This window comes from Clostridium saccharobutylicum DSM 13864, assembly GCF_000473995.1.
Classification (GTDB): domain Bacteria; phylum Bacillota; class Clostridia; order Clostridiales; family Clostridiaceae; genus Clostridium; species Clostridium saccharobutylicum.
On sequence record NC_022571.1, the window covers coordinates 2,155,748 to 2,180,730 of the forward strand.

At 27.3% G+C, this 24,983-nt stretch carries 17 protein-coding genes and 1 pseudogene; 15 read left to right on the forward strand and 3 right to left on the reverse strand.

The window, feature by feature from the left end; all coding sequences use genetic code 11:
* Positions 1-44 precede the first annotated feature (44 nt).
* Positions 45-1,784 carry an ABC-F family ATP-binding cassette domain-containing protein gene (locus CLSA_RS09305; protein ID WP_022745806.1) on the reverse strand — a complete coding sequence of 580 codons (1,740 nt, stop codon included), beginning with the start codon at positions 1,782-1,784 and terminating at the stop codon, positions 45-47.
* A gap of 14 nt (positions 1,785-1,798) precedes the next feature.
* Entirely contained in the window at positions 1,799-1,936 is a 138-nt protein-coding gene (locus CLSA_RS23425) for a hypothetical protein (RefSeq protein ID WP_169729027.1), read from the reverse strand.
* A gap of 361 nt (positions 1,937-2,297) precedes the next feature.
* On the opposite strand from CLSA_RS23425, the gene CLSA_RS09310 reads away from it, so the two are divergent.
* The 14 genes from CLSA_RS09310 (at position 2,298) to CLSA_RS24280 (ending at position 22,143) form a co-directional block, all read left to right on the forward strand.
* On the forward strand, positions 2,298-3,458 hold the full coding sequence (locus tag CLSA_RS09310) for a stalk domain-containing protein (RefSeq protein WP_022745808.1): 1,161 nt from the start codon (positions 2,298-2,300) through the stop codon (positions 3,456-3,458).
* Between the two features lie 166 nt (positions 3,459-3,624).
* Positions 3,625-4,830 carry an aldo/keto reductase gene (locus tag CLSA_RS09315; RefSeq protein WP_022745809.1) on the forward strand — a complete coding sequence of 402 codons (1,206 nt, stop codon included), beginning with the start codon at positions 3,625-3,627 and terminating at the stop codon, positions 4,828-4,830.
* 400 nt (positions 4,831-5,230) lie between these two features.
* Complete coding sequence (locus CLSA_RS09320) at positions 5,231-6,649, forward strand: PcfJ domain-containing protein (RefSeq protein WP_022745810.1); 1,419 nt, start codon at positions 5,231-5,233, stop codon at positions 6,647-6,649.
* A gap of 302 nt (positions 6,650-6,951) precedes the next feature.
* A complete protein-coding gene (locus CLSA_RS09325) occupies positions 6,952-7,260 on the forward strand; it encodes a nucleoside triphosphate pyrophosphohydrolase (protein ID WP_022745813.1) in 309 nt (102 codons plus the stop codon).
* A gap of 187 nt (positions 7,261-7,447) precedes the next feature.
* Entirely contained in the window at positions 7,448-9,991 is a 2,544-nt protein-coding gene (locus CLSA_RS09330) for a DEAD/DEAH box helicase family protein (protein WP_022745814.1), read from the forward strand.
* Positions 9,992-10,089: 98 nt separating this feature from the next.
* Complete coding sequence (locus CLSA_RS09335; RefSeq protein ID WP_022745816.1) at positions 10,090-11,190, forward strand: hypothetical protein; 1,101 nt, start codon at positions 10,090-10,092, stop codon at positions 11,188-11,190.
* Between the two features lie 13 nt (positions 11,191-11,203).
* Entirely contained in the window at positions 11,204-12,655 is a 1,452-nt protein-coding gene (locus CLSA_RS09340; protein ID WP_022745818.1) for an ATP-binding protein, read from the forward strand.
* A gap of 87 nt (positions 12,656-12,742) precedes the next feature.
* Positions 12,743-12,880, forward strand: coding sequence for a hypothetical protein (locus tag CLSA_RS23100; protein ID WP_022745819.1), 138 nt, complete (start codon positions 12,743-12,745; stop codon positions 12,878-12,880).
* A complete protein-coding gene (locus CLSA_RS09345; RefSeq protein ID WP_022745822.1) occupies positions 12,873-14,456 on the forward strand; it encodes an ATP-binding protein in 1,584 nt (527 codons plus the stop codon). Before CLSA_RS23100 ends, CLSA_RS09345 begins: the two co-directional genes overlap by 8 nt.
* A gap of 133 nt (positions 14,457-14,589) precedes the next feature.
* The gene (locus CLSA_RS09350) at positions 14,590-15,933 is read left to right on the forward strand and encodes a hypothetical protein (RefSeq protein ID WP_022745825.1); all 1,344 of its coding nucleotides are present in this window, start codon (positions 14,590-14,592) and stop codon (positions 15,931-15,933) included.
* 312 nt (positions 15,934-16,245) lie between these two features.
* On the forward strand, positions 16,246-18,342 hold the full coding sequence (locus CLSA_RS22010; RefSeq protein WP_022745827.1) for a radical SAM protein: 2,097 nt from the start codon (positions 16,246-16,248) through the stop codon (positions 18,340-18,342).
* 13 nt (positions 18,343-18,355) lie between these two features.
* Positions 18,356-19,702, forward strand: a complete 1,347-nt coding sequence (locus CLSA_RS09360) for an ATP-binding protein (protein ID WP_022745831.1) — start codon at positions 18,356-18,358, stop codon at positions 19,700-19,702.
* Between the two features lie 495 nt (positions 19,703-20,197).
* Positions 20,198-21,574, forward strand: coding sequence for a DNA/RNA helicase domain-containing protein (locus CLSA_RS24275; protein ID WP_250638015.1), 1,377 nt, complete (start codon positions 20,198-20,200; stop codon positions 21,572-21,574).
* On the forward strand, positions 21,571-22,143 hold the full coding sequence (locus CLSA_RS24280) for a DNA/RNA helicase domain-containing protein (RefSeq protein WP_250638016.1): 573 nt from the start codon (positions 21,571-21,573) through the stop codon (positions 22,141-22,143). Before CLSA_RS24275 ends, CLSA_RS24280 begins: the two co-directional genes overlap by 4 nt.
* A gap of 382 nt (positions 22,144-22,525) precedes the next feature.
* On the opposite strand, the gene CLSA_RS09370 is transcribed toward CLSA_RS24280, so the two are convergent.
* Positions 22,526-24,118, reverse strand: a complete 1,593-nt coding sequence (locus tag CLSA_RS09370; protein WP_022745837.1) for an NHL repeat-containing protein — start codon at positions 24,116-24,118, stop codon at positions 22,526-22,528.
* 595 nt (positions 24,119-24,713) lie between these two features.
* Between CLSA_RS09370 and CLSA_RS09375 the strand changes: the two are divergent.
* Positions 24,714-24,970, forward strand: a pseudogene (locus CLSA_RS09375) (TfoX/Sxy family protein).
* Positions 24,971-24,983 lie beyond the last annotated feature (13 nt).

Here is a 24,983-nt window from a genome sequence, read left to right on the forward strand (position 1 = left end):
AATGTAAGTAAATTTATCAAAACTACTCTTTTTTGTATATTAATCTAAAGTAATTTAATAACCGCTTCCAACTCTTCAGATAAAGCTTTTGCACGTTCAAAATCAGTATTTCTGAGAGATATGGCTATTTTCATTTCCAATTCTCTTTTCTTTTGTTCAATTTCTAAATAGTCTTTATCAAAATATTTCGCATAAATCATCTTTTTGAATTTTTTCATATTCATTTTTCTGATTGTTTTATTCTCAATAAGTAAAACATAATCTACGCAGTTTATTATAGAGTAGTAATCATGTGATATCATTAAAATTGCACCATTATATTTTTTTATGGCTTCTTCAAGGGCTAGTTGTGAATATGTATCTAAATGGCTTGTTGGTTCATCTAAAAGCAGCATATTAGCTTTACTAGCAGAAATTTTAGCTAATTGAAGTATATTCTTTTCTCCGCCAGATAAAGATTCTATTTTTTGGTTAAGTAGTTCCGGCTCAAAATCATAGTTTGAAATATAGCATTCAACATCATCATAAGTTTTAAATCCTGCATCTAGGAATTCTTCAAGTATTGTATTAGACTCATTTAAAATCTCGCTTTGAAGCTGTGATAAATAAGCTACTTCAATGTCAGAATCTATTTCAATAGCAGGATTATCATTTTTATAGATATCTTTTAGCAAAGTAGTTTTCCCAGTACCGTTTAATCCGATGATAGCTACTTTATCATTAGATTTAATCTCAAAGTTAACATTTTCTAAAAGTATCTCATCAAACCCAACACTATAATTATTAACTTTTAAAGCTGTTTTTTCTTCCACAGCATTTTTAGTAGTTAAACGGATATAAGGCTGCTTAATTTCAACAAAAGGTGTTTTTATTCTACGAGCTTCTAATCTTTCTAGAAATTTCATTTTACCTTTTAGATATCTTCCAGCAGCAGTTTCACCTGAAACTTCTGCTCTATCTCTTAGTCTCTTGATTATGCGTTCGTTTCTCTCGATTTCTTCATCATCAGCAATAGATAGTTCTTGCAATTCAATTTTAGTTTGAAGTAAGGTGAAGTTATAATCAATATAGTTTCCATCAAACTCTTGGAGCACATGATTTTCTAAGTGTATGATTTTATTAAAACAATGATTTAATAAATATCTGTTGTGGGTTATTACAAGCATTATTCCTTTGTAAGAGTTAATTAGATTTTTAAGAGAATTAAGATTTTCAAAATCTAAAAATACATCAGGTTCATCCATAATCATTAGGTTTGGTCTATTAAGCATCTCTTTAATTACTTGAATAAGCTTAAACTCTCCACCACTAAGTTCAGATATCATTGAATCTTTAAGGTTATTTAAATTTGCCAGATTTAATTTTTTATTAAGATCACTTTCGAAATCATCTCCAAATTTTGCATCAAGTGCATCTAAAGCTTCTTGGTACTTTTCAAGTAAAGCATCCATGTCAGAAGATGTTTCCATCTCAGCACAAATAGAAGTTATTTCATTTTGCAGCTTATTAAAATCTTCACATAGATATTCAAAAACTGTAGTTTCTTTTGCTTTATCTAGTTTAGGAAATTGACTTACATATCCAATCTTACAATTTGGGTCTATCTCAAGGCTGCCATCAAACATATAGTCTTCAGGATTCATAATTATATCTATAAGTGTACTTTTTCCACTACCACTTGAACCTATAAAAGCGCAATGCTGATCTTCTTCTAAAGTAAAAGAAATATTATTATAGAGATCTTTTTGTGGAAGTGAGTAGGATAAGTTATTAATTTTTATCATATTATTACCTCTCTTTATTGAGTTGTTCTTCCACTATGCAATAACATTCTGCCTATAACTTTTTTTGGCCTTTCATTATTCTTAGTGCTATTTCCTTTTTGTTTCTTTTCTTCTATTAATTTTTTCATCATTTCTATATTTTTATTATTCATATATTCCTCCAATTTTAAAACACTTTCATAAAAGTATTAAGTTAGTACATTAAGGTATTTTTGTATGGCTAAGCTAAAATAAAGTTAAACTTAGCTAGGTTTGTGCCAGTGTTATTTCCCACTTTAATAGAATATGGGAGTTAATCATCAGATAAATTTTATAACTCTTTAGATTGTGATTTATGCAATTTTACACTTGATTGTATCATAAATTCAAAAGTTTATAAACTTATTTCAAATCTTTTTGCAACACTTTTCTAAGTTGGATTGTATTACTAGTATAAAAGGAAAAATTAAGATGTAAGGCACATGAATTTATTATTTTTTTATTGTGTCTAACTTAGAAGGAGAAGATAATATTATGAAAAAATTAATGATATGTGTATTAACTGCGGTAACAATTATGGGGATGTCAGCTCAAGCATTTGCAGCAGATTTAGAAACTCAAAAATCTAAATCAGATGTTACTGAAGATGCTATTTCGATATCAAACTATGCACCTAAGGATATAGATATTAATAAGGTGGAAATATGCGGCAAAAATATTGAGATAGGAAGAAATGGTGTTTTAATATATAAAGGAAAAATTATGGTGCCACTTAAAACTACAGCAGAAAGTCTTGGTTTTAAAGTTGATGCGGATAAGGATAATAAAATTGTTAGTTTAGATAATAATGAAATTAAAACTAATGTTTATGTGGGCGAGGATAGTTATTATTATTCAAGTAGTAATGCTATAGGGTTAACGATGATGCATGAATTAGGTGCAGAGCCTATAATAGATAATAATACTGTATATGTTCCAATTAATTTTTATAATTTTCTATTTAATGATCAAAAAGCAGTAGGAAGTTTTTTTGTAAGAGATAAAGATGGACAATGGATTTATTCAGTTAATGGAGAGCTATCAGCAGGATGGAAGTTAATAAATAATAAGTGGTATTTTATGAATAACAATGGCATAATGCAAAGAGGCTGGGTTCAAACCAATGGAAATTGGTACTATTTATTAAATAATGGAGAAATGGCTGTAAATACAGTAACTCCTGATGGTTATAAAGTGGATGAAAACGGGAAATGGGATGGTAAGTCTGCATCTAATTTAGCGACTCAAACTGAAGGCGCAGATTATATAATAAATCCTATTGAAAACTTTGATACAATTGAAGATGCTCAAAAAGTACTGAAATTTAAAATTACAGTGCCAAAAGAATTATTAGGTAAATATAATATAAAATATATTAACACTATATCAAGAGATTTATTTCAAATATGCTATGTAAATAAACAAAATGACATCATATTTAGAATGGGACAAGGAAGCGGGGATATAAGTGGTGATTATAATAATTATAAAACTAATACTAATGTTAATATAAATGGCAATGATGTTAAATTAAAGGGAGATGACGAGCTTATTAAAGTTGCTACTTGGAGTGCAAATGATATGTCATATTCCATTTCAGTAAATGATGGTATGAAGCAGGATGATATTATCAATATAATAAAAAGTACTTTTTAAGCTAATTTTTCTAAAGTAATTTTCATTGAAGCTCTCGAGGAGCTTTCAGAAGAATTCTTATTAATCATGTAAATAGTTCATTTCTTAATACTTAGTTGGCAAAATGTTCAATTTGTTATAACATTAATACATATATATTATATATATTAATGAGGTGGTTATAACAATGGAGTCTATAGAAAAAACTTCAAAAATGAAGTATAGAAAAGACAAAAAGGGAAATGAGTTATCTATATTAGGCTATGGTTGTATGCGTTTTACTAAAAATGGAAGCAATATTGATATTGATAAGGCAGAAAAAGAAGTCATGGAAGCAATAAATAGTGGAGTAAATTATTTTGATACCGCATATGTTTATCCGGGCAGTGAGGTAACATTTGGTGAGATTTTAAAAAGAAATAATTGCAGGGATAAAATATATATTGCGACAAAGCTTCCACATTACATGGTTAAGTCAAAAAAGGGTTTGGAAAAGTATTTTAATGAACAATTAAGAAGACTTCAGACAGATCATATTGATTATTATCTTATGCATATGCTTACTGATGTGATGACATGGGATCGATTAAAAGCATTAGGTGTTGATGAATGGTTAAAGGAAAAAGTTCAGAATGGGCAAATTCGTAATGTTGGATTTTCTTATCATGGAAATACAGAAACTTTTATTCAGCTTTTAGATGCGTATAATTGGGACTTCTGTCAGATTCAATATAATTATTTAGATGAACATAGCCAGGCAGGAAGAAGAGGACTTGAAGCCGCTAATAAAAAAGGACTTCCTGTAATCATAATGGAGCCATTAAGAGGTGGAAGACTAGTTAATTTATTACCGGAGAAGGCTAAGGATATAATAAAGGAGAATTCAAGGAAGCGTACTGCTGCAGAATGGGCATTCCGCTGGCTTTGGAATCAACCTGAAGTTACATGTGTACTGTCTGGAATGAACTCTCTTGAAATGGTTCGCGAGAATGTAAAAGTTGCAGAGAATGTAACAGAAGGTGAATTTACAAAAGAGGATTTTGATTTAATAGAGCAAGTTAAGAATGAAATCAACAAAAAAATTAAAGTAGGCTGTACTGGTTGTGCTTATTGTATGCCATGTCCTAAAGGGGTAGACATTCCAGGAACTTTTCATTCCTACAATATGATGTATGCTGAAAATAAGAAAAATGGCAGGAGAGAATATCTTATGTGTACTGCTTTACGAAAAAATACGAGCAGTGCTTCACAGTGCGTTGAATGTGGTAAATGCGAAAAACATTGCCCACAGCATATAGAAATCCGAAAAGAACTTAAGAATGCGTGTAGGGAGTTAGAAACGCCTACATATAAAATAGTAAAGACTGCGGTGAAAATATTTAAAATATATTAAATATTTAGATGTAAGTGATACAGAAATTCACTTAAAAAGCAAGGGAATAGAAGTTAAGAGATAGGTTTTTGATAAAGATAAGAATATTCAGAGTTTAAGAGTTTATGCAAAGTAAGCTCTTATTTTTTTTATCTTGTACATGAAAATTAGTTGAAAGTTTCTAAATGAGATCTTGTCTCATTCATGCATGCTCCTTAAGCAAGTTAATTTAAGTCAAGTAGATATATTGCATTCTTCAAATTTCAACAAATTTATTGCAAACAATATGATAATATCTATATATTAAAGAATTTAATTTTATAAAATAAAGTTTTTTGTAAAATTATGGACTGGAGATATTGATTTTAAGAGTTGTTATTTAATTTATGATATAGAAAATGGACATACTAAGGAGGAGGAAATGGAGTTATCAATTATTAAAGAAAATATAGGGGATGGGGAATTAGTTACCAATATATATTCAGGGAATTGTAAATGTGAATGTGGTAATGAGCTTAATCTTCAAGAATTATGCGTAGGCGAATTTGGAACTTCTTTTGAGTGTAAATGTGGAAAGAGAGTTTGGCTAACGCAAATAGATGATGAGATAAAAGAACTTCTAGTTTATGAGGGATATCATTATATGACAGAAGAGTATTTTATCATAGTTAAGCAAAAAGTTTACTCAAAGTTAAATTTGACAAAAACGAGAATTTTAAATAATAAATTAAGAGAATCTAATAATTATTTATTTATAGATTTTGAAAGTAAATCTTTCTTTTATATTGATAAGAATGGAAGAACTATAAATGATAATGGAAGAGTTTTCTTTAAGAATATAACTGTAAAAGAGATGACTGAGCTTTCAGAGAATCTTAAGGAATTCTGTGATAAAAATAATATACACCCTAACTATGGTCAAATAGTAGAAAAGCTGATATCTGATTATAATTCTCCAAATTTTGGGGATGTGCTAAAAAAGGCAATGTCAGAATATTATATAGAAAATTTCATTAAAGAAGGATTATCATATTTATTTGAATATGATTTTCTAGTAAATTCATCTATATTGGAAAAACATTGTAATATAAATAAAAAGGCAACTACATGTGCAGAAATATTAGGTGTTCCTAAAAGGGTAATTAGTTATATAAGGGATAATAAATTAGACAGCCCTAATATACGTAAATTGCAGAACTTTTTAAGAGAAAATTCTTACAATGATTTTAAAGCACTTATATCAAATGAAGATAGTATATTTACACTAGATGATTTAGAGAAAATATCTTATCTTTTAAAGCATGGTTATAACGCCACTAAGTTAAACAGATATGCTGCAAATATAATAAAAACAGAAAAGTTAAATCGAGAAGATCTACTAACTTATTTAGCTGATAGTATAAGGATGAGTATGTCTCAAAATATTAAATTTAGACTATACTCCAAAAATCTAAAGCAAAGACATGATAAACTTATGGTTAAATATAAGTTGGTGAGAGATGAAATAGTCAATAGAAAATTATTGGATATACATGATAATATCGGTATCAATCAATATGGAGAAGAGTATATTGCGATTATTCCAAAATCTGTTTCTGACTTTGAAAAGGAAGCTGAAAATCAGAGACATTGTGTTTTAAGTTATGCTGAAGGAATGGCTAATAATGAGATGCTGATAGTTTTTATAAGGTGTAGAGATAACTTAGATAAAAGTCATATTACTTTAGAAATACTGAATGGAAGAATTGTACAGGCTAAAAAATTTACTAATAGCCCACTAGATAGTAATGATATTGCATATTTGAGAGGGTTAGCAAAGGCTAATGGATGGATTTTTTAACCACGATATTTTTATAGACGTTGAAAATATTAGAGCTTAATCTTTTAACAAGTGAAAGATTAGGCATTTTAGATTTGCATGTATTCACAAAACATATATTAATGTGGAAATTAAGTTAATTAATTAGTATAATATGATTAAAAGTATTATAGTATACTTATCAAAGATAAATTTGAATTTTTAGCAGAGGAAAATATAGAATTTAATATCTACAGAGATTTTTGATATGAAATCTATTGAGAATTTAAAGAGATATTTTTAGATAATAATATTCAGAGTTTATATAAAAAGGATGTATGTTAATGAAAATATATAACAAATTAGTAAGAGATAAAATTCCAGAGATAATAAAAAGATCTGGAAAAGAATGTGATATTAAAATTGTATCTAAAGAGGAAAAGTATGAGTTTTTAGAATTAAAATTACAGGAAGAGGTTAGTGAATTTCTACAGGACAAAAACTTAGAAGAATTAGCCGATGTTATGGAAGTGTTGTTTGGACTTGCAGATTCTCTAAGTTATAGTGAAGAGGAACTTTTAAAGGCTAGAGATAAGAAAAATGAAGAACGAGGTGGATTTAAGAACGGAATTGTACTTGAATCTGTTAAATAAGAAAAGGAAATATTTCTATTTATACCTAGTGCTGTTTATTGCAAAATGAGTGATAAACGGTGCTGGGTTATTTATTATGTTTAGATTTAAGAATAGACAATAAATAATATGAATTATTAGAAAAAATATAGATATTATGGTAAAATATCAGATATATTAATATTATTTGATAAATAAGGAGAAATTTATGAGTAACCTTAAAAAACTTGAAGATGAAAAATTAAATGTAAGTGAAAAAGAAGCAGTTTTTACTCATGAATATATAAATCTAAATGAATTCAGAAATGTAAGCACTGGAGGGGGAAATCCTTTATATGCTAAACTTAAGGAAAGCATTAAGAATGCAAAGGCTATCGATATAATAGTTTCTTTTCTTATGGATTCTGGAGTTAAGATGATTTTAAATGACCTTAAAGAAGCCATAGATAGAAATGTAAGTATAAGAATTTTAACAGGAAGTTATCTAAATATCACATCTCCAACAGCCCTTTATATGCTTAAGAGGGAACTTAAAGATAAAATAGATTTAAGATTTTATAATGTTCATAACAAGTCATTCCATCCAAAGTCTTATATTTTCCATAATGAAAATGATAGTGAAATTTATATAGGTTCATCAAATCTTTCAAAAGGAGCTTTGACAAATTCCATTGAGTGGAATTATAGATTTTTACGTTCACAAAATACTGAAGATTTTAATGCTTTTTATGGTGAATTTGAAAATTTATTTAATAATTATTCTGAAATTATAGATGATGCTGCAATGAAAGAGTATTCAAAGAACTGGAAAAGACCACAAGTTTATAAGGATATTGAAAAAGCTAAAGAAAATGACATAGATGAAGATGAAATTTTACCAAAAGAGATTGAAGAAAATAAGGTCATAGATCTATTTGAACCAAAGGGAGCACAAATAGAAGCTTTATATGAATTAGAGAATTCAAGAGAAGAAGGATTTGACAAAGGGTTAGTAGTTGCTGCAACAGGAGTAGGAAAAACATATTTGGCAGCTTTTGATTCTATGAAGGCAGAAAGAGTTTTATTTGTTGCCCATAGAGAAGAAATAATTAAGCAGGCTGCTATAAGTTTTAAAAATGTCAGAAAGTCTGACGATATTGGATTCTTTTATAACAGTAATAAGGATAATGATAAATCAATGATTTTTGCATTGGTACAAACCTTAGGCAAGGATGAGTATTTAAATGAAGAATATTTTAAAAGGGATTACTTTGACTACATAGTAATAGATGAATTTCATCATGCAGTATCAAGTAATTATAGAAAAATTATAGATTATTTTACACCAAAGTTTATGCTTGGATTAACTGCAACACCTGAAAGACTTGACTCAAAGGATGTATTTTCTCTTTGTGAGTACAATACAGTTTATGAAATAAGGCTTAGCGATGCTATAAATAAAGGTTATCTTGTTCCATTTAGATATTATGGAGTTTATGATGAAACTGTAGATTATGACAATGTTGAATTTAAAAATGGTAAATATAATGATAAAGAATTAGAAGATGCTTTAATGTTTAATAAAAGAGGAGAACTAATTTTAAATCATTATAAAAAGTATAATTCTAACAGAGCTTTAGGTTTCTGTACCTCAAAGAAGCATGCTGAATATATGGCAAAATATTTTTGTGAAAATGGAGTAAATGCTGTAGCTGTATATAGTGGAGAAAATGGAAAATACTCTGAAAATAGAACAGAAGCATTAAATAAATTAACCAAGGGAGAAGTAAAAGTAATATTTTCAGTAGATATGTTTAATGAAGGCTTAGACATACCTTCAATAGATATGGTAATGTTTCTAAGACCAACGCAGTCACCAACGGTATTTTTGCAGCAGTTAGGAAGAGGACTTAGAAAATATAAAGATAAAAAGTATCTAAATGTTCTAGATTTCATAGGAAATTATAAAAAAGCTGATTTTTTACCATTCTTATTGAGTGGAAAAACTTATTCTAGAATTGAAGCAAAAAAAGGTATTTTTAATGAAGAAGAATATCCAGAAGAGTGTAGAGTAGATTTTGATTTTAGAATTATAGATGTATTTAAGAAATTAGCAGAAAAAGAAATGAATATTAAAGAACGTATAACAGAAGAATTCCTAAGAGTAAAAGGGATTCTAGGTCATAGACCAAGCAGAGTTGAATTTTTCAATAACATTGATGATGAAGTTTATTCAGCAATAAAGAAAACAAAAAGTTCTTTAAATCCTTTCAATAATTACTTAGGCTACTTAAAAGAAAATGAAGAATTATATGGAAGTGAAGAAGCTTTATTTAATAGTATTGGACATCAATTTATTAAAATGATTGAAACAACAAAGATGAGTAAAAGTTATAAGATTCCTATTTTCCTTGCATTTTATAATTGGGGAAATATGAAAATGGAAATTAATGAAGAAGATGTTTATAGGAGCTTTTATGAATTTTATAATAAGGGAAGTAATAAGGTGGATATGCTTAGAGATAAGGGAACAGCGGATTTTGAAGAGTGGGATAAGAAGAAGTGGGTGAAGTTGGCTAAGGATAATCCAGTTAAGTTTTTGATTAAGACTCATGGAGAATTTTTTGACAATGACGAGAATGTTGTGATGAGTTTGTGTGATGAGATGAAGGGGATTATTGAGGATGAGGAGTTTGCTTGGCATATGAGGGATGCTATTGGGTATAAGAGTGAGAGGTATTATGAGGAGAGGAATTTTGGGTTTAATAAGTAGGGTGATTAAAATATCTATATGGAATTAATTTCATAAGATGCTATAATAAACTATGAAAGTTTATTAAATAGTAGTAATAATATAAAATAGGTGATTATATGGGGAAAAGTTTAGGAATTATAAATAAATTGCAATCATTAAATATTAAATGCTATAAAACAGATAGATTTAATCTTGACAATGAATTAATGGAGCCCTATCAAGATGATACTGGTATTTATAATATAATTAGACCGCATGAGAGTAATAATAAAAATAAAGAATTTTTTATTAATATACCGCAAAGAGGATATTATAGTCTTTTTAAATACTTTTTAGATGGATCGAGATATACGTATAAAATTGCTGACATGCAAACAGCAGATGGCGAATATATGCCTATTATAGCAGGGCAAATTGGTACTGCTATTTGCTCAAGAAATGCAGAAACAGGAAAAATGAAAAAAGAACTTTTGAAAAGAAAAAATCTAATAGCTTTATATAGTCATATTAATGAAGAAGACTACATAGATATAAAGAAAATTATAGAAAGTTGTAGTATAAATAATGTCGGATTTTATCCAATAAAGTATAATATTTCAACTGCTAAGAGTAAAGAAAGACCAGAAAACGCAGCAATAGCTAAAATATTAAGTCAAATGCATGATATGGAAATTGCGGCATTAGAAGAAATGGTCACTAACAGAAAACTTGGAAGTGATAGAATGTTAATATTGGATGGTTCATTGCAATTCTTAGAGGATAATATAAATGATGAATTATTTACATTTGTAATAGGAATATCTAAATCTTTTAATCCTAATCAAAGAGGGATGTTTAACGCTAAAGAGATTCATATTGCTTCTGCATTAACACAATTAAAATATGGGCAAAGAACACCTGTGTTGAAACATGAAATTAAGGGGTGCAATAGAGTTATAGGCACATGGTATTTGAGGATAAGGCCTGAGCGTTTGGTTAGAAATCCATTAGATGGAATTATAAAGGTTGAAAAAATTGCAGTTAATGAGGAAGAAAGAGAATTAGGGTTTGATACAGATATGATAAATACAATTTCACAAGCGTTACTGTGTGAAAGAAATTCTACATGTCATGGAAGAGATTCAAGATGGTGCAATCATTTATATCCAATATACTTAACTGAAAAGATGTTAAAAGAAAGTTTTTTAAATGAAAAGATATTTTTAAATATTATATAGGGGGAGACTTATTATGTTAAATAAGATAGGAAGAGTATCTGCAACAGAGAAAAATCCAACAAGTAATGACGAATTCATATTCTGGTTAGATGACCAAGCAGAAGTTAAGCCGTTTGATATAATAAAAGCTGAAAATAATATTGGAAAAAAGAAGTCAATTTCTTATGCTATAGTAAAAGATATATACCATTTAACAGATAGTGCAGGACATTTAAGTAACTATATTTCTTCAGATTTTGGAGATCTAGAGTGCGAACCTATGACAAAACGTATAGGTGTTACTTATGCAACTGCTTCTGTAATCAGTAATACTAAAGATGTATATATGCCTCTAAAGGATAATACTCCAATATATTTTGCAGAAAAAGATGAGGTTAAAGAAGCATTAGGCTTGAGTGAAATAAAAAATCCTATTCCAGCTGGATTTATTGAAGGAACAAATGATATATCGGTACCTATTGCATTAAATAAAGAATTTTTAATAGGACCGGAAGGAGCACATTTAAATATTTCTGGGATTTCAGGGTTAGCAACAAAGACATCTTATGCTATGTTTTTAATGCAAGCCATACAGCAAAAAACAGATGATACAGCAATAATAGTGCTTAATGTTAAAGGTGCAGATTTACTACGATTAGATCAAGATAATATAAAATTAACACAACAACAAATTGATTCTTGGGAAAAGTCTGGATTAGAATGTAAGCCATTTGATAATGTGAAATATTATTATCCGTATAGGAGTAATCTAGAATCTTATTATGCTAACACATCCTTGGAAAAAGAATCATTGGAAAGGCAAAGAGACGAAAAGATCATTAAAAATTTTATATATACATATACAAAACATAAATCAGATTTAGATTTATTATTTAGTAATGTAGATGACCCAACATATACAATGGAGTCAATAATGAATTTTATCGTAGAAAGTAGTGAATTTTCTAATTTAACATGGAGTGATTTTAAAGAAAAGCTGGGAGATTATTGTAAAGCAGGAGAAAAAAATCGTAAGGGAAATGATATTACAGTACAATCCTGGCGCAAATTTAAAAGATTACTTAATAAATCAGTAAATAATCAAATTTTTCAAGAAGCAAAATCAACTAATCAAGATAAAAATCAGTGCTATCTTAGTGATGAAATTAAACAAATTAATTCCAATGAAGTATTAGTAGTTGATATTGCAAAGTTAGAAGAACAATTGCAATATTTAGTATTTGGTGATGTTCTTAAAAGTGTTTATGAATTAAAGTTAGGAGAGACAGATAGAGAAGAGGAAAGTATTCCTAAACAAATAATAATATTTGTTGATGAATTAAATAAATATGCTGGATCAAGTACTCCCAAAAATTCGCCAATATTGAGATATCTTTTGGAGATAACTGAGAGAGGTAGATCAGAGGGAATTATATTATTTTCAGCTGAGCAATTTAAAAGTGATATTCATGATAGAATAAAATGAAATTGTTCTACCCATGTATATGGTAGAACTAATGCAATAGAGGTATGTAAATCTGATTATAGGTATATACCAAAAGTATATTCAAATATGATGACTAGGTTAGGAAAAGGCGAATTAATTTTACAACATTCTATTTTTGGAACTCCATTAAAAATTTCATTTCCTTATCCATCATATAAGCAAAATGCTGACATAATTGAAAGAGAGTGTGAAGAAGATGAATAATTCTAATGCAGTTGTAGGCAAATTTGCTTTAGATTCATTAACTATTGGAATGTATGAAAATGAAATGGTGGTATATAGAGAGTATATTCAAAATTCAACGGATGCAATAGATAGGGCAGTAGAATTAGGTTGGATTGCTTCTCTAGAAGAATCACAAATTGATATTACAATTGATAAGGATAATAAAATTATTAAAATAAGAGATAATGGAGTTGGTATATCTAATCAAAATGTAAGTTCTACATTGAAAGATATTGGAAATTCATCAAAGGATTATTCAGTTAATCGTGGTTTTAGGGGGATTGGAAGATTAGCAGGAACAGCATATTGTAAAAAATTAAGCTTTATAACATCAACCAGAAATGAAGATAAATGTAGTATAGTAACTTGGGATTGTGAAAAATTAAAAGAATTATTGAAGCCAAATTTAAATAATGAACTAGATTTGGTACAAGTAATAGATGCTTGTGTAAGTGTAGAGGAAGTAAGTGAAGATATTGAAAAGCATTATTTTGAAGTTAAGCTAGAAGGTATAGATGATAAAAATAATTTATTAGACGAATATAGGGTGAAAATGTATTTGGCACAAGTTGCACCAATAGAAATTGATTCAAGAAAGTTCTACTATTATTCAGATTTAAAAGATGGAATTAAAAAGTATATGAATGAAAATGAAATACCAATTGAGGAATATCCAATTCAAATAAATAGACGAAGAATAACAAAACTATATTCTACTGTTATTAAAGGAAAAGATAATGACCATATTGTAGCTGTTAGAAAAATGATTATTAAAGATGAAAATGATAATAAGCTAGCTTTTTTATGGTATGGTGAAAGAAGAATAGGAAAAGGTAGAATTAATGATGATGATATTGCAGGAATAAGATTCAGAAAAAACAATATAATGATAGGAAATGCTGATACTGTATCAAAATTATTTGGAGATTCTGAAAGTCAAAAAAGATTTAATAAATATTATATTGGTGAAATATATATTTTAGAAAAAAATATTATTCCAAATGCTAGAAGAGATGATTTTGAAGATAGTTATTATTATAGCATTGTTAAAGAAGAAATGACTAAAATAACTAAGGAATTAATCTTGGTTGCAAGAAAAATGTCAGATAGAAATAATGCTGATGATAAAATAGAAAAAGCAGAAAAAAAATTAGATGAAATTAAGATAAAATTAGAAAAGAAACGTTTAACTCAAGAAGAAAAGGAAGTATTAGAAAAAGAAGTGGAGGATATAAACAATAAACTTGAGGAAAATAAAAAAATAAAAGAGAATGCTTCACAAAGGCTAAATGAATTAGGTAGAAAAACTATAGTCAATAATTTAGAAATTGAAAAAAAAACTAGTGAAACTCAAGGTAAAGTTAAGGATTTAACTAAGAAATTACAAGATGATGATTTTAAAGGAAATAATCAAAATCCACTAAAAGGAATTAGTAGGGATATACAAAAAACTGTAAGAGGAATACTTAAAATATTAGAAAAAGAGATTGAAGCTGAAAAATATGATACGATAGAAGAAAAGATATATGATTTTGTCCATAAAAATAAAAGGTAATTCAAAGTTTGCTTTTTGACAATAAAAAATATTATATATTGTGGAATATATCCATTTTATAAGTAAATTTGCAATATAATACGTATGGTTTAGTTAATTATATATAATAGTATTACAAAGGGATGGTAACAATATGAATAAGACAACAAGACAAAAACTTGCAATTGATGAACTGTATATAAATCCAGATAATTATAGATATATAGAGTCTTTAGATAATGAAATAGAAGCTATTATAGCAATGTTCAACAAAATACCTAATAAGAAATATGATAAACAAATGAAGGAAATGATGAATCTCGCTTATGATATATCTAGGGATGGATTAAATCCTTTTGAATTTCCAATTGTTTGGTATGATGAAGAAATACAAAAATATATTGTAATTGATGGAAATAGAAGGATTACATGCATTAAATTAATGCTACAATATAAAAATAATGAAAAAATCAGTACAAATGTACCCGATGTTGGAAAAATATACAATATAAAACCTAATATAGATATGTCTCAAAAAATAGAATGCATAGTGTATGAAAATCTTGAAGAAGCAAAAAAAGTTTTATCTAAAATTCATCAAGATTCAAATGATGGAATAGGAAGAATTAGATGGGATGCACAAGTTAAAAGGCGAGCAAATGCAAGAGAAGGAAATAAAGATAGGACATTTTCTATAATAGAATTTGTAAAGAATAATTCGCTCATTAGTGAAGAGCTGTTAAATAAAATGAATAGTAATAGATGGTCTTCTAAATTAGAGAGAGTAATCGGATTTGCAAAGTTCAAAACAATATATAATATTACGTTTAATGAAAATAATGATATACAATATTTGGATGATTGTGAACAAACTTTTAAAATGTTATCTAAGCTGATTTCTGATATTATTGATAATGTTGCAACAAATAACTTTAGGCTTAAAGAAGATTTTAATGAATATATTGAAAAATTGCCTGATGAATACAAATCACAAGTTAACAAAGATGGCATTGCTAAACAAGATAGTAATGAATCCGAGGAGTCAAATGATAGCGATGATTCAAACTTAAAGGACGATTGTGTATATAGTACGGGAGATAAACCTGAAAATGATAGCTCACAATCTTCCAAAGCTAATATAGAAGATAAGGATGATGTTAAAAATGAAAAAGATTTAGATGGGGGTAGTGCAGAAGAACCTAGTGCACCAAAAAAAATAACACCTCACTCAAAAAATGCTAACGTTGCATTAAGATTGAGCAGAGAGTATACGGAGCAAGAATATTTGTGTCTAGGTGAAAAAGGAAAACAGATTTTAGCGGAATTAGAGAGTCTAAATTATAATTGTTATCCACAAGCAGCAGCAGGATTGTGTAGGTCGATTATGGAATATACTGCTAAGTTATGGATGGGTGAATTTTCGGAAGAGTTTAATGGAAATCAATTAGCTACATATTTCGGCAAATGTGTGAATATGCTAAGAAATAAAAAATATTAGAAGATAAGCAACATAAGGCACTTCTTACAAGCATAAATAAAGAAAATTTTATAGATTTGTTAAATGGTTGGATACATTCAGATAGTTTGCTATGTGTACAACCAGTTACGTTACAAAATGGGTGGAAGGCAAATAGATTATTGATTGAGTTATATATTAAAAGATATAGTAGCAAATAGAGACAATAGCATATAAAAATATATATCTTTTATTATTATTAAAAAGAGGTGAATTTTAATGTAACCTCTTTTGATCGACAAAAAAGAATAATTTTGTTATAATATAATTAATAAAATTAGAAGGGAAATATATATGGCAAATATATTATTGATAGAACCAAATTACAAATGTAAATATCCTCCTCTAGGCTTAATGAAATTTGCATATTATCATAAAGAGATTAGAAATGATACAGTTTGGTTTTCAAAAGGTGAACTTCCAAAATTTTTATCTAAAGAAGTGATTAAACAACTTGAAAATAGTAAATATTATAAAAAAAAATTTAAGGAAAATCTTTATAATTATATAGATAATATTAATGATATTATAAAAAATAATAAATGGGATAGAGTTTATGTTTCAACTTTATTTACATTTGAATATGAAGAAACAATTAAAGCAATAGATTATGCTAAAAGTTTGGTAGGAAAAGAAAATGTATATACTGGGGGGATTCTTGCGACACTAATGTCAGAACAATTAAGAAAAGATACAGGTGTAACAGTAAATACAGGACAATTAACTGATACAATAGCAATTGGATATGATGATAAGGTTAATATAGATATTTTGACTCCTGATTATAGCATTTTAGATAATACAGAATATTCTTATGAAAATGAGGATGCTTATTACGCCTATACAACAAGAGGCTGCGGTATGAACTGCGGTTTTTGCGCAGTAAAAACATTAGAACCAGAGTATAAATCATTCATATCTATAAAAGATCAAATTAACAAAGTTAATGAACTCTATGGACAAAAGAAAGACCTATTGTTAATGGATAATAATGTTTTGAAATCGAAAGATATTGATAAAATAATATGTGAAATAATAGAATTAGGATTCTCAAAAGATGCTACATATATAAATCCAAAGACAGGAAAAGTGAAAAAAAGATTTGTTGATTTTAATCAAGGATTAGATGCGTTTTTAATTACAGAGCAAAAAGCTAAGTTGTTAGGAATGATTGCGATAAAACCAGCAAGAATCGCATTTGATCATATAGAAGATAAAGATGTTTATGCAAAGGCGATTACAATGGCTGCAACAAATGGTGTAAGATATTTATCAAATTATTTGTTATATAATGCTGAAAGTTTTTCTGGAAAGGGAAAACAATATAAGGCAGATGCACCAGAAGATTTATATAATAGGCTAAGGCTAAATGTAGATTTACAAGAAGGTCTAAATAAGAAAATTAATGGTGAAAAAGTGTCTATTTTTTCTTTCCCAATGAGATATATACCATTAGATGATGAACATAGAGGTTATGTTGGCTCCAAATGGAATAAAAAATTTCTTAGAGCGGTGCAAAGTATATTAATTCCTACTCAAGGTAAAGGTGTAAGTGGAAAATCGTTTTTTGAAGCAGCATTTGGTGAAACAGTAGAGGAATTCATGCAAACAATTTTAATGCCAGAATCGTACATAGTTTCAAGAGGTGACCCAAGTAAGATTAAAAATATTAGTGGGAATGAGCTGGAATTAAAGATTAATACTTATAATGAATTTAACAAGAAGAGGACAGCGTGGGAAGCATTATATAATTCTATAGATGAAAAAAGAAAAGATAAATTTATTGAGGTTATTGGAAAAAACAAATTTGATTATTTTGCGTTTCAACAATTGACAGGAAATAATGAAAAAAAATTATTTATTCATTATTTAACAGACCCAGGTTTGATTAATATATTAGAAAAATTATATCTTGATAATAGAGTTTCAGATTTAGATATTATAGTTAAATATATTAAAGAAGATTTCAATTATAAATATATAGATTTATTAAGATATATGGTTAATAATAACAAAATGATACCTAAACTTCAAATGTTTAAATATATTTTTAAAGAAGAAGGGGGAAAAGATTTATTATATACATGGTTAGAACAGCAATGTAACTCAAATATAGATTTTATGAGTTATTTCTCACAGGTATATGCTACACCAAGACAATTTATGTACATATTACGATGGGGGAATTCAACAAATATAATAGAAAAAGAGGAATGTGATATTATAGTAAATAATCTATGCTCTGGAAAATTTGATAATATAGAATTATTTGAATCATTGTTAAATCGAATTTTTGATTATCTTAAGAAATATTATAGTAAGGATGAAGCGACAAAAGTTATTGATGAAATAAAAGAAGATACTGCGCTTCAATTAGGTTTCTCAATATAATATGGAGGATAAAATGGGAAAAATTACAATAGGGAAATATACGTTAGAGTCATTAACTACAGGTATGTATGTAGATCCATATGTATTATATCGTGAGTATATACAAAATGCCGCTGATTCTATAGATAAAGCCATTAAGACTAAAATTATCAACAAAGAAGATAGTAAAATAACAGTTAACATACTAAAAGACAAGTGTGAAATTGAAATCATAGATAATGGTGTAGGGATAAGTAAAGATAAAGTATACCATGTATTAATGGATATAGGAAATTCAGAAAAGAAATCTGATTACAATAAAGGATTTAGAGGAATTGGAAGACTAAGTGGACTAGGTTATTGTGATAAAATAATTTTTGAAACATCAACTACTGGAGAAAATATTAAATCATCAATTGTGTTTGATGGCGTTAAATTACAAGAACGATTATCACCGGGAAAATATGAAAACTTAGAATTAGAAGATGTAATAGTTCAATCTAGTAATATAAATTTTGCAGAAGAAAAAAAGGAAATGCATTATTTTAAAGTTAGATTAATAAATGTTAATCAAAAATTAAGATTATTAGATTTTGAAAAAGTACTTGAATATCTTCAAGAAATTGCTCCAGTTCCATATAATATTGAAAGTTTTGAATTTGGAAAAGATATAAATCAAAAATTAAATGATTTAAGTATAAAGATAGATGAATATAATATATTTTTATGTAGTGAGGATGTATCTACAAAAGTTTATAAGCCATATAGGTCAAGGCTTGTAGTTGATTTGAAAAAAAAGATATTAGATAAAATTGAAGATGTATATGTTGAAGTGATTAAAAATGACATTAAAGATGATAAATTAGTTGCACTTGTATGGTATGGTAAAAGCAATTTGCTTGGAACAATAACAGAAGAGAATTTAAAAGGATTAAGATTTAGAAAATCAGGATTATTAATAGGCGATAGATTTTCTGCAAATAGACTTTTTAAAGAGGATAGATTTAACGGTTGGGTAATAGGTGAAATAATAATATTAGATAAAGGTATAATTCCAAATGCTAGAAGAGATGATTTTGAAAAAAATGATGATTACTTATTTTTGATAAAAAAATTAAGCTTGATAGGTGAGAAAATAAGTAATGAGATAAGATTAGCTTCTAAAAAAAGAAATGATATTCAAAAAAATAGCCAAACTGATAAATTAAACAAAAATATTACTACGTCTATGAATAAATTATCAATTATTAATAAAATAGATGATTTAATTTCTGAAATAGAATTAAAGGAAGATGTAATTACAAAATTAGAAAAAGTATTAAAAACACATAAGATTCCAGATGAAAAGATAAATAATATATTAAAAGATTTTAAAATATAAATATTTATATTTACATAAAATGAAGTTCTTATTCGGGCTATTAACAATAGAGAGTTTTAGAAAGTTGCAATTTACTACAAAGAGTTATAATAATTATAAAAAAGATAAATTATTATATTAGAAGCTGATAAAGAAGGCGTGGAAAATATGATAGCTAACAATGCATTTATGATAGAAGAAATTAAGCAAAAAGCTATGAAAGAAACTGAAAAAGAAATTAAAAAATGAAGAAGAATTAATAAAACAAGATAGGATTGAGATAGCAAAAAAATTGTTGAACACTTTGTACTATGAAACTATATAATTAAAATTAATATTAACAGTAGATGAAGTTAAGAAATTTAGAATTGTCAATAGACCAAAAGTATCTAATTAGTTAATAATTAAGCTGAGATTTTCTATATTTTGAAAATCTCAGCTTTAATCATATTATATTAATTTATGCTATAATAAACATAAAAGCTGGAAAATATTAGAAAGAGAAGAACTTAAAAAGTGATTGTATATCAAGCTAGTAAAAAAGATTTTATGAAGCATGTAACAAATGATGAAATCAGTATTTTAATTGATAGGGAATATAAAAATAAAATAGGAAAATCTAGAGAGAATGAATTTAGAGCATGGGATAATTCTATGCTTTATATGTTTAAAGCTTTAAGTACAGATGAAATACCAGATGAATGTGGAGTTGCTATTGAGTATAGGATTCCTGCAACTTCTAAGAGGGTTGATTTTATTTTGACTGGACTTGATGAAGATGATAAGGAAAATGTTATAATTGTTGAACTTAAGCAGTGGAATGAATTAGAGGAAGTAGAAGATGAGGATGGTATTGTAAAGACTGTTTTAAACAGGAGTAAGATAAAAACAGCACATCCATCTTATCAGGCTTGGTCATATGCTAGTTTAATTGAGGATTATAATGATTCTGTTGAAAAGAAAAGTATTAAGTTACATCCTTGTGCTTATTTACATAATTACATTAGGAAAGAGAAAAATGATCCTCTTGAGAGTGAAGTTTATAAAAATTGGATACATAAATCTCCTGCATATGCTAAAGGTGACGTTATTAAACTTAGAGAATTTATTTGCAAATATGTTAAAAAGCCTGATCAGGGGAAAGGTATTTATTATATTGAAGGTGGTAAAATAACACCTTCAAAGTCTCTTCAAGATGCTCTTAAGGTTATGATTGATGGTAATGAAGAGTTCGTTATGATTGATGATCAAAAGGTTGCATTTGAAAGTATTATGAGAACTGTCCGTGATTGTATTAAAAATGAAAAGAAGAAGACAATAATTATTGAGGGAGTGCCAGGGACAGGTAAGTCTGTTCTTGCTGTTAATCTTCTTGTTAAGATTTGCAATATGAATCTTAATTGCCAATATGTAACTAAAAATGCTGCTCCTAGAAATGTATATTGTCAAAAGCTTAAGGGAAACTATACTCAAAAATATATTAATAACTTATTCAAGGGATCAGGTGTGTATACTGATACTACACAAAATGAAATTGATGTTTTAGTTGTAGATGAAGCTCATAGACTTAATGCTAAATCAGGTATGTTTAAGAATATAGGGGAAAATCAAATTAAAGAAATTATAAATACTGCCAAAGTGTCTATATTCTTCGTTGATAATAATCAAAGAGTGACTATGGATGATATCGGAAGCATTGAAGAAATTGAAAATCATGCAAAAGTATTAGATGTTAAAACTAGAAAGTTAAAGCTTACTTCTCAATTTAGATGTAATGGTTCTGATGGATATGTAGCTTGGCTTGATGATATCTTAGAAATAAATGAAAGTGGTAATTTTGATGGCTTGAATTTGATTTTGATTTCAAAGTATTTGATGATCCAAATGAAATGAGACAAGCTATTGAAGAGAAAAATAAGATAAATAATAAATCAAGATTAGTTGCAGGATATTGTTATGAATGGATAACTAAAAAGAAAGAAAACTACAATAAGTATGATATAGAGTTTCCAGATTATGATTTTAAAATGAAATGGAATTTAAGTAATAGTTCTACTTGGGCAATTGATGCAGAATCAGTTAATGAGTGTGGCTGTATTCATACATGTCAAGGACTTGAATTTGATTATATTGGAGTAATAATTGGACAGGATTTAAGATTTGAAAATGGAAAAATAACAACAGATTTCTTTAAAAGAGCTAGAACTGATAAGAGTTTAAATGGAGTTAAAAAATTATATAAAGAAGATAAAGAAAAAGCTTTAAAAATAAGTGATGAGCTTATTAAAAACACTTATAGAATACTTATGACAAGAGGGCTTAAGGGTTGTTATGTATGGTGTGAAGATAAATCACTTGCTAATTATTTTAAAGAAAGGCTAAATTCATTTAGTCATCAGATTAGCATTAAAGAAATTGAAGAAAACATAGTTGAGAGTGGAAAAATTATAGATCTAAAATAGTTTTCTAAGTTATTAGATGAAATAAAAGCTATGAATGCTTGAAGCACAATGTTTAATATTACCATAAATATAATCATCACCATCATAGTGATGATTAAATATATACTAAGGTAAAATTGTTTATATATAGCATATGAAATATACATTAAAACTAGGCACTGTATGACTAAATCAATGAATAAATCATATTTAAACATATATATCAAATAAGGTACATTCAAAAAAATATAAATCGTGAAGTAGGAAGAATACAATTATCGATTTTAAATTAAACATAGGAGCACTAACTACTACGATAAAAGAATATAAAAATCTAGCAAAAATTCTAAATGAACAAAAGCAAAATATAAATAATGCTATTTCTCTCTTACCAGCTAATGCTCTATTCCTGTGTATGATTATTTAGATTATATTCAAATACATCGTCATTTTGCGACATATAAATATTACCACTTGAATCTATAGCAGTACTATAATAATTTTTAGTAGGTAAAACATTAAGTAAATTACCATTAAGATCAAATTTATAATTTCCAGTAAAACTTTTTATATATAAATTATCGTTATTATCTATAGAAATTGTTTCAATGTCGATATCTTTATTATTGAACTTTAAATCTAAATATTTAATGAATTCTCCATTAGAATTATATACATATATCTTTTTGTTGTATTCACTAAAAATGTAGATATCACCAGAACTATCTAATGATAAATTAGTATTCATACCTGGATCATCATTATTAGCTTTTTTTATAATATTATTAAAACGAGCAAGTATAGTTCCGTCAGAGCTTAGCTTAAATAAAGTATTTTCTAATGCAGAAGAAGTTAGTAAATATATATTATTATCCTTATCAACTGCTAAGGGACCATAATAATCTTCTCCACTAAAAGTTGCTGATAAACTACCATCAGTTGTTTTATATTTTTGAATTGTTTTACCAGAAGAGACGTATAAATTTCCATTCATATCTGCTGCTAGTCCCTTAATTAGTTTAGAATCATTTTTATCTGCATTTATTTGAATCGCCTTAATGAATTCGCCAGAATTATTAAATTCCTGAATTCGTCCATCAATATAATCACCTATCCAAACATTATTATCAGAATCTATAGTAATATATCTTGCATCATTTAATTTCCCAGAATCCGTACCTTTTCCACCGAATATTGCTACTAATTCTCCAGCAAAATTATTGTTATTAATAGAAAGAATTTTTATTTTTAATTCTTCAAGCTTTTTTTTAAGAGTAGAGTTTTCAGGATCTAATTTTAATTGATCTTCTATATTAGATGCTTTAACTGAATATTCATTAAGTTGAAGTTGTGTTGTATACTCACTATTAGCGCTATTATTACCACTAATAGCATGAATTTGATTGTCCAATTCCTCAAGCTTTTCCTTAAGAACGGAGTTTTCAGGGTCCATTTTCAATTGGTTTTCTATTGTAGATTTTTCTGTTGAATACTTATTAATCTTAAGTTGTTTGGCATAATCACTATCATCATTGGCGATAATAACAAAAGCTTTTGGATAAGTTTTTATATATTTTACATTAAACTTAATTCCAGTTGAAGGATAATAATATTGATTTAATGAATCATTATGAATAATATTAAAATCCGATGATAAAAAGTAAGTTGAAATAACATTGCTATAATTAGTAGGTTTAATCATAACATTATATCGATAAACCGTTCGATTATTGTATTGGTTTGACGTTGGTGAATTATCTACAATGATGGCTTCTCCTTTTTCTCCCAAATTGTCAATAAGCATATTTGTTAAAAAATGTCCTACAAAAATATTAGCAATAATAATTACAAAGAAAGCTATAGAAAATTTTAATAAATGTAATTTAATTTTTTTTGGGAAAATAATTTGACTAATAATACCAAAAAGAATACATCCTAAAATACTAAGTACAGGATGAGATTTTAATATAACCAAAAGAATAGTTATATATATCATTTATTACCTCCATAATGTTAAAAATATTTCAATATACAAAAAGTTTTATTTTTAAGTATCTTTCTCATATATATTCATAATATGACTTTTTACATATATATTGAGTTATTGTAAAGTTGTTTTATTTTAAAGGAATTAGCTTTAGGCGCATAAAAACAAATAATGAGTCAAAATATCCATGGCAAATGGAATTGCTATTTTTTGATTGTGCCTTATTATATCAATAATATAATTTTCAATCAAGAAAAAATTAAGAATAATGTTATATTTTGTTAAAAGAAATATATCTCTTTACAAAGTTTGAATTTTTAGCCATTTCAACGTAAATAAATTGAAGTAAAACATAAGCTATCTATTCAAAATTTAACAAGGAAGAAGTGTTAAAAATATTAGAGAACATTCATATAATTTATGTATTAGCAGGCAGTTCAAAAAATTGGATTGTCTGTTTTATTGTGTTTATATGCATTTGCTTGTGAATGAATGAACTTGTGATATAATATGTTAATAAATAATACATGCTAGCATTTAACTGCAAAGTGAAGACTATTTATATAATATGCAGAAAAATAGTAATTTGAAAGGAAGTTTCATTATGGGAGAATTATCAAAACTACCTAATATCGGAAAAGAAATTGAAAGGCAGTTGAATAAAGTAGGTATATTTACTTATGATGAATTAAAAGATATTGGTGCAGAACAGGCGTGGCTGAAAATACAAGAAATTGATGCTTCTGCGTGTATTTATAGATTGTTAGCACTGGAAGGTGTAAGAAAACAGCGTTACCACAGGAACGTAAAGCAGATTTAAAAGATTTTTACAATTGGCATAAGGTAAATTCAAAAAAATAACAAGTCCATCTGC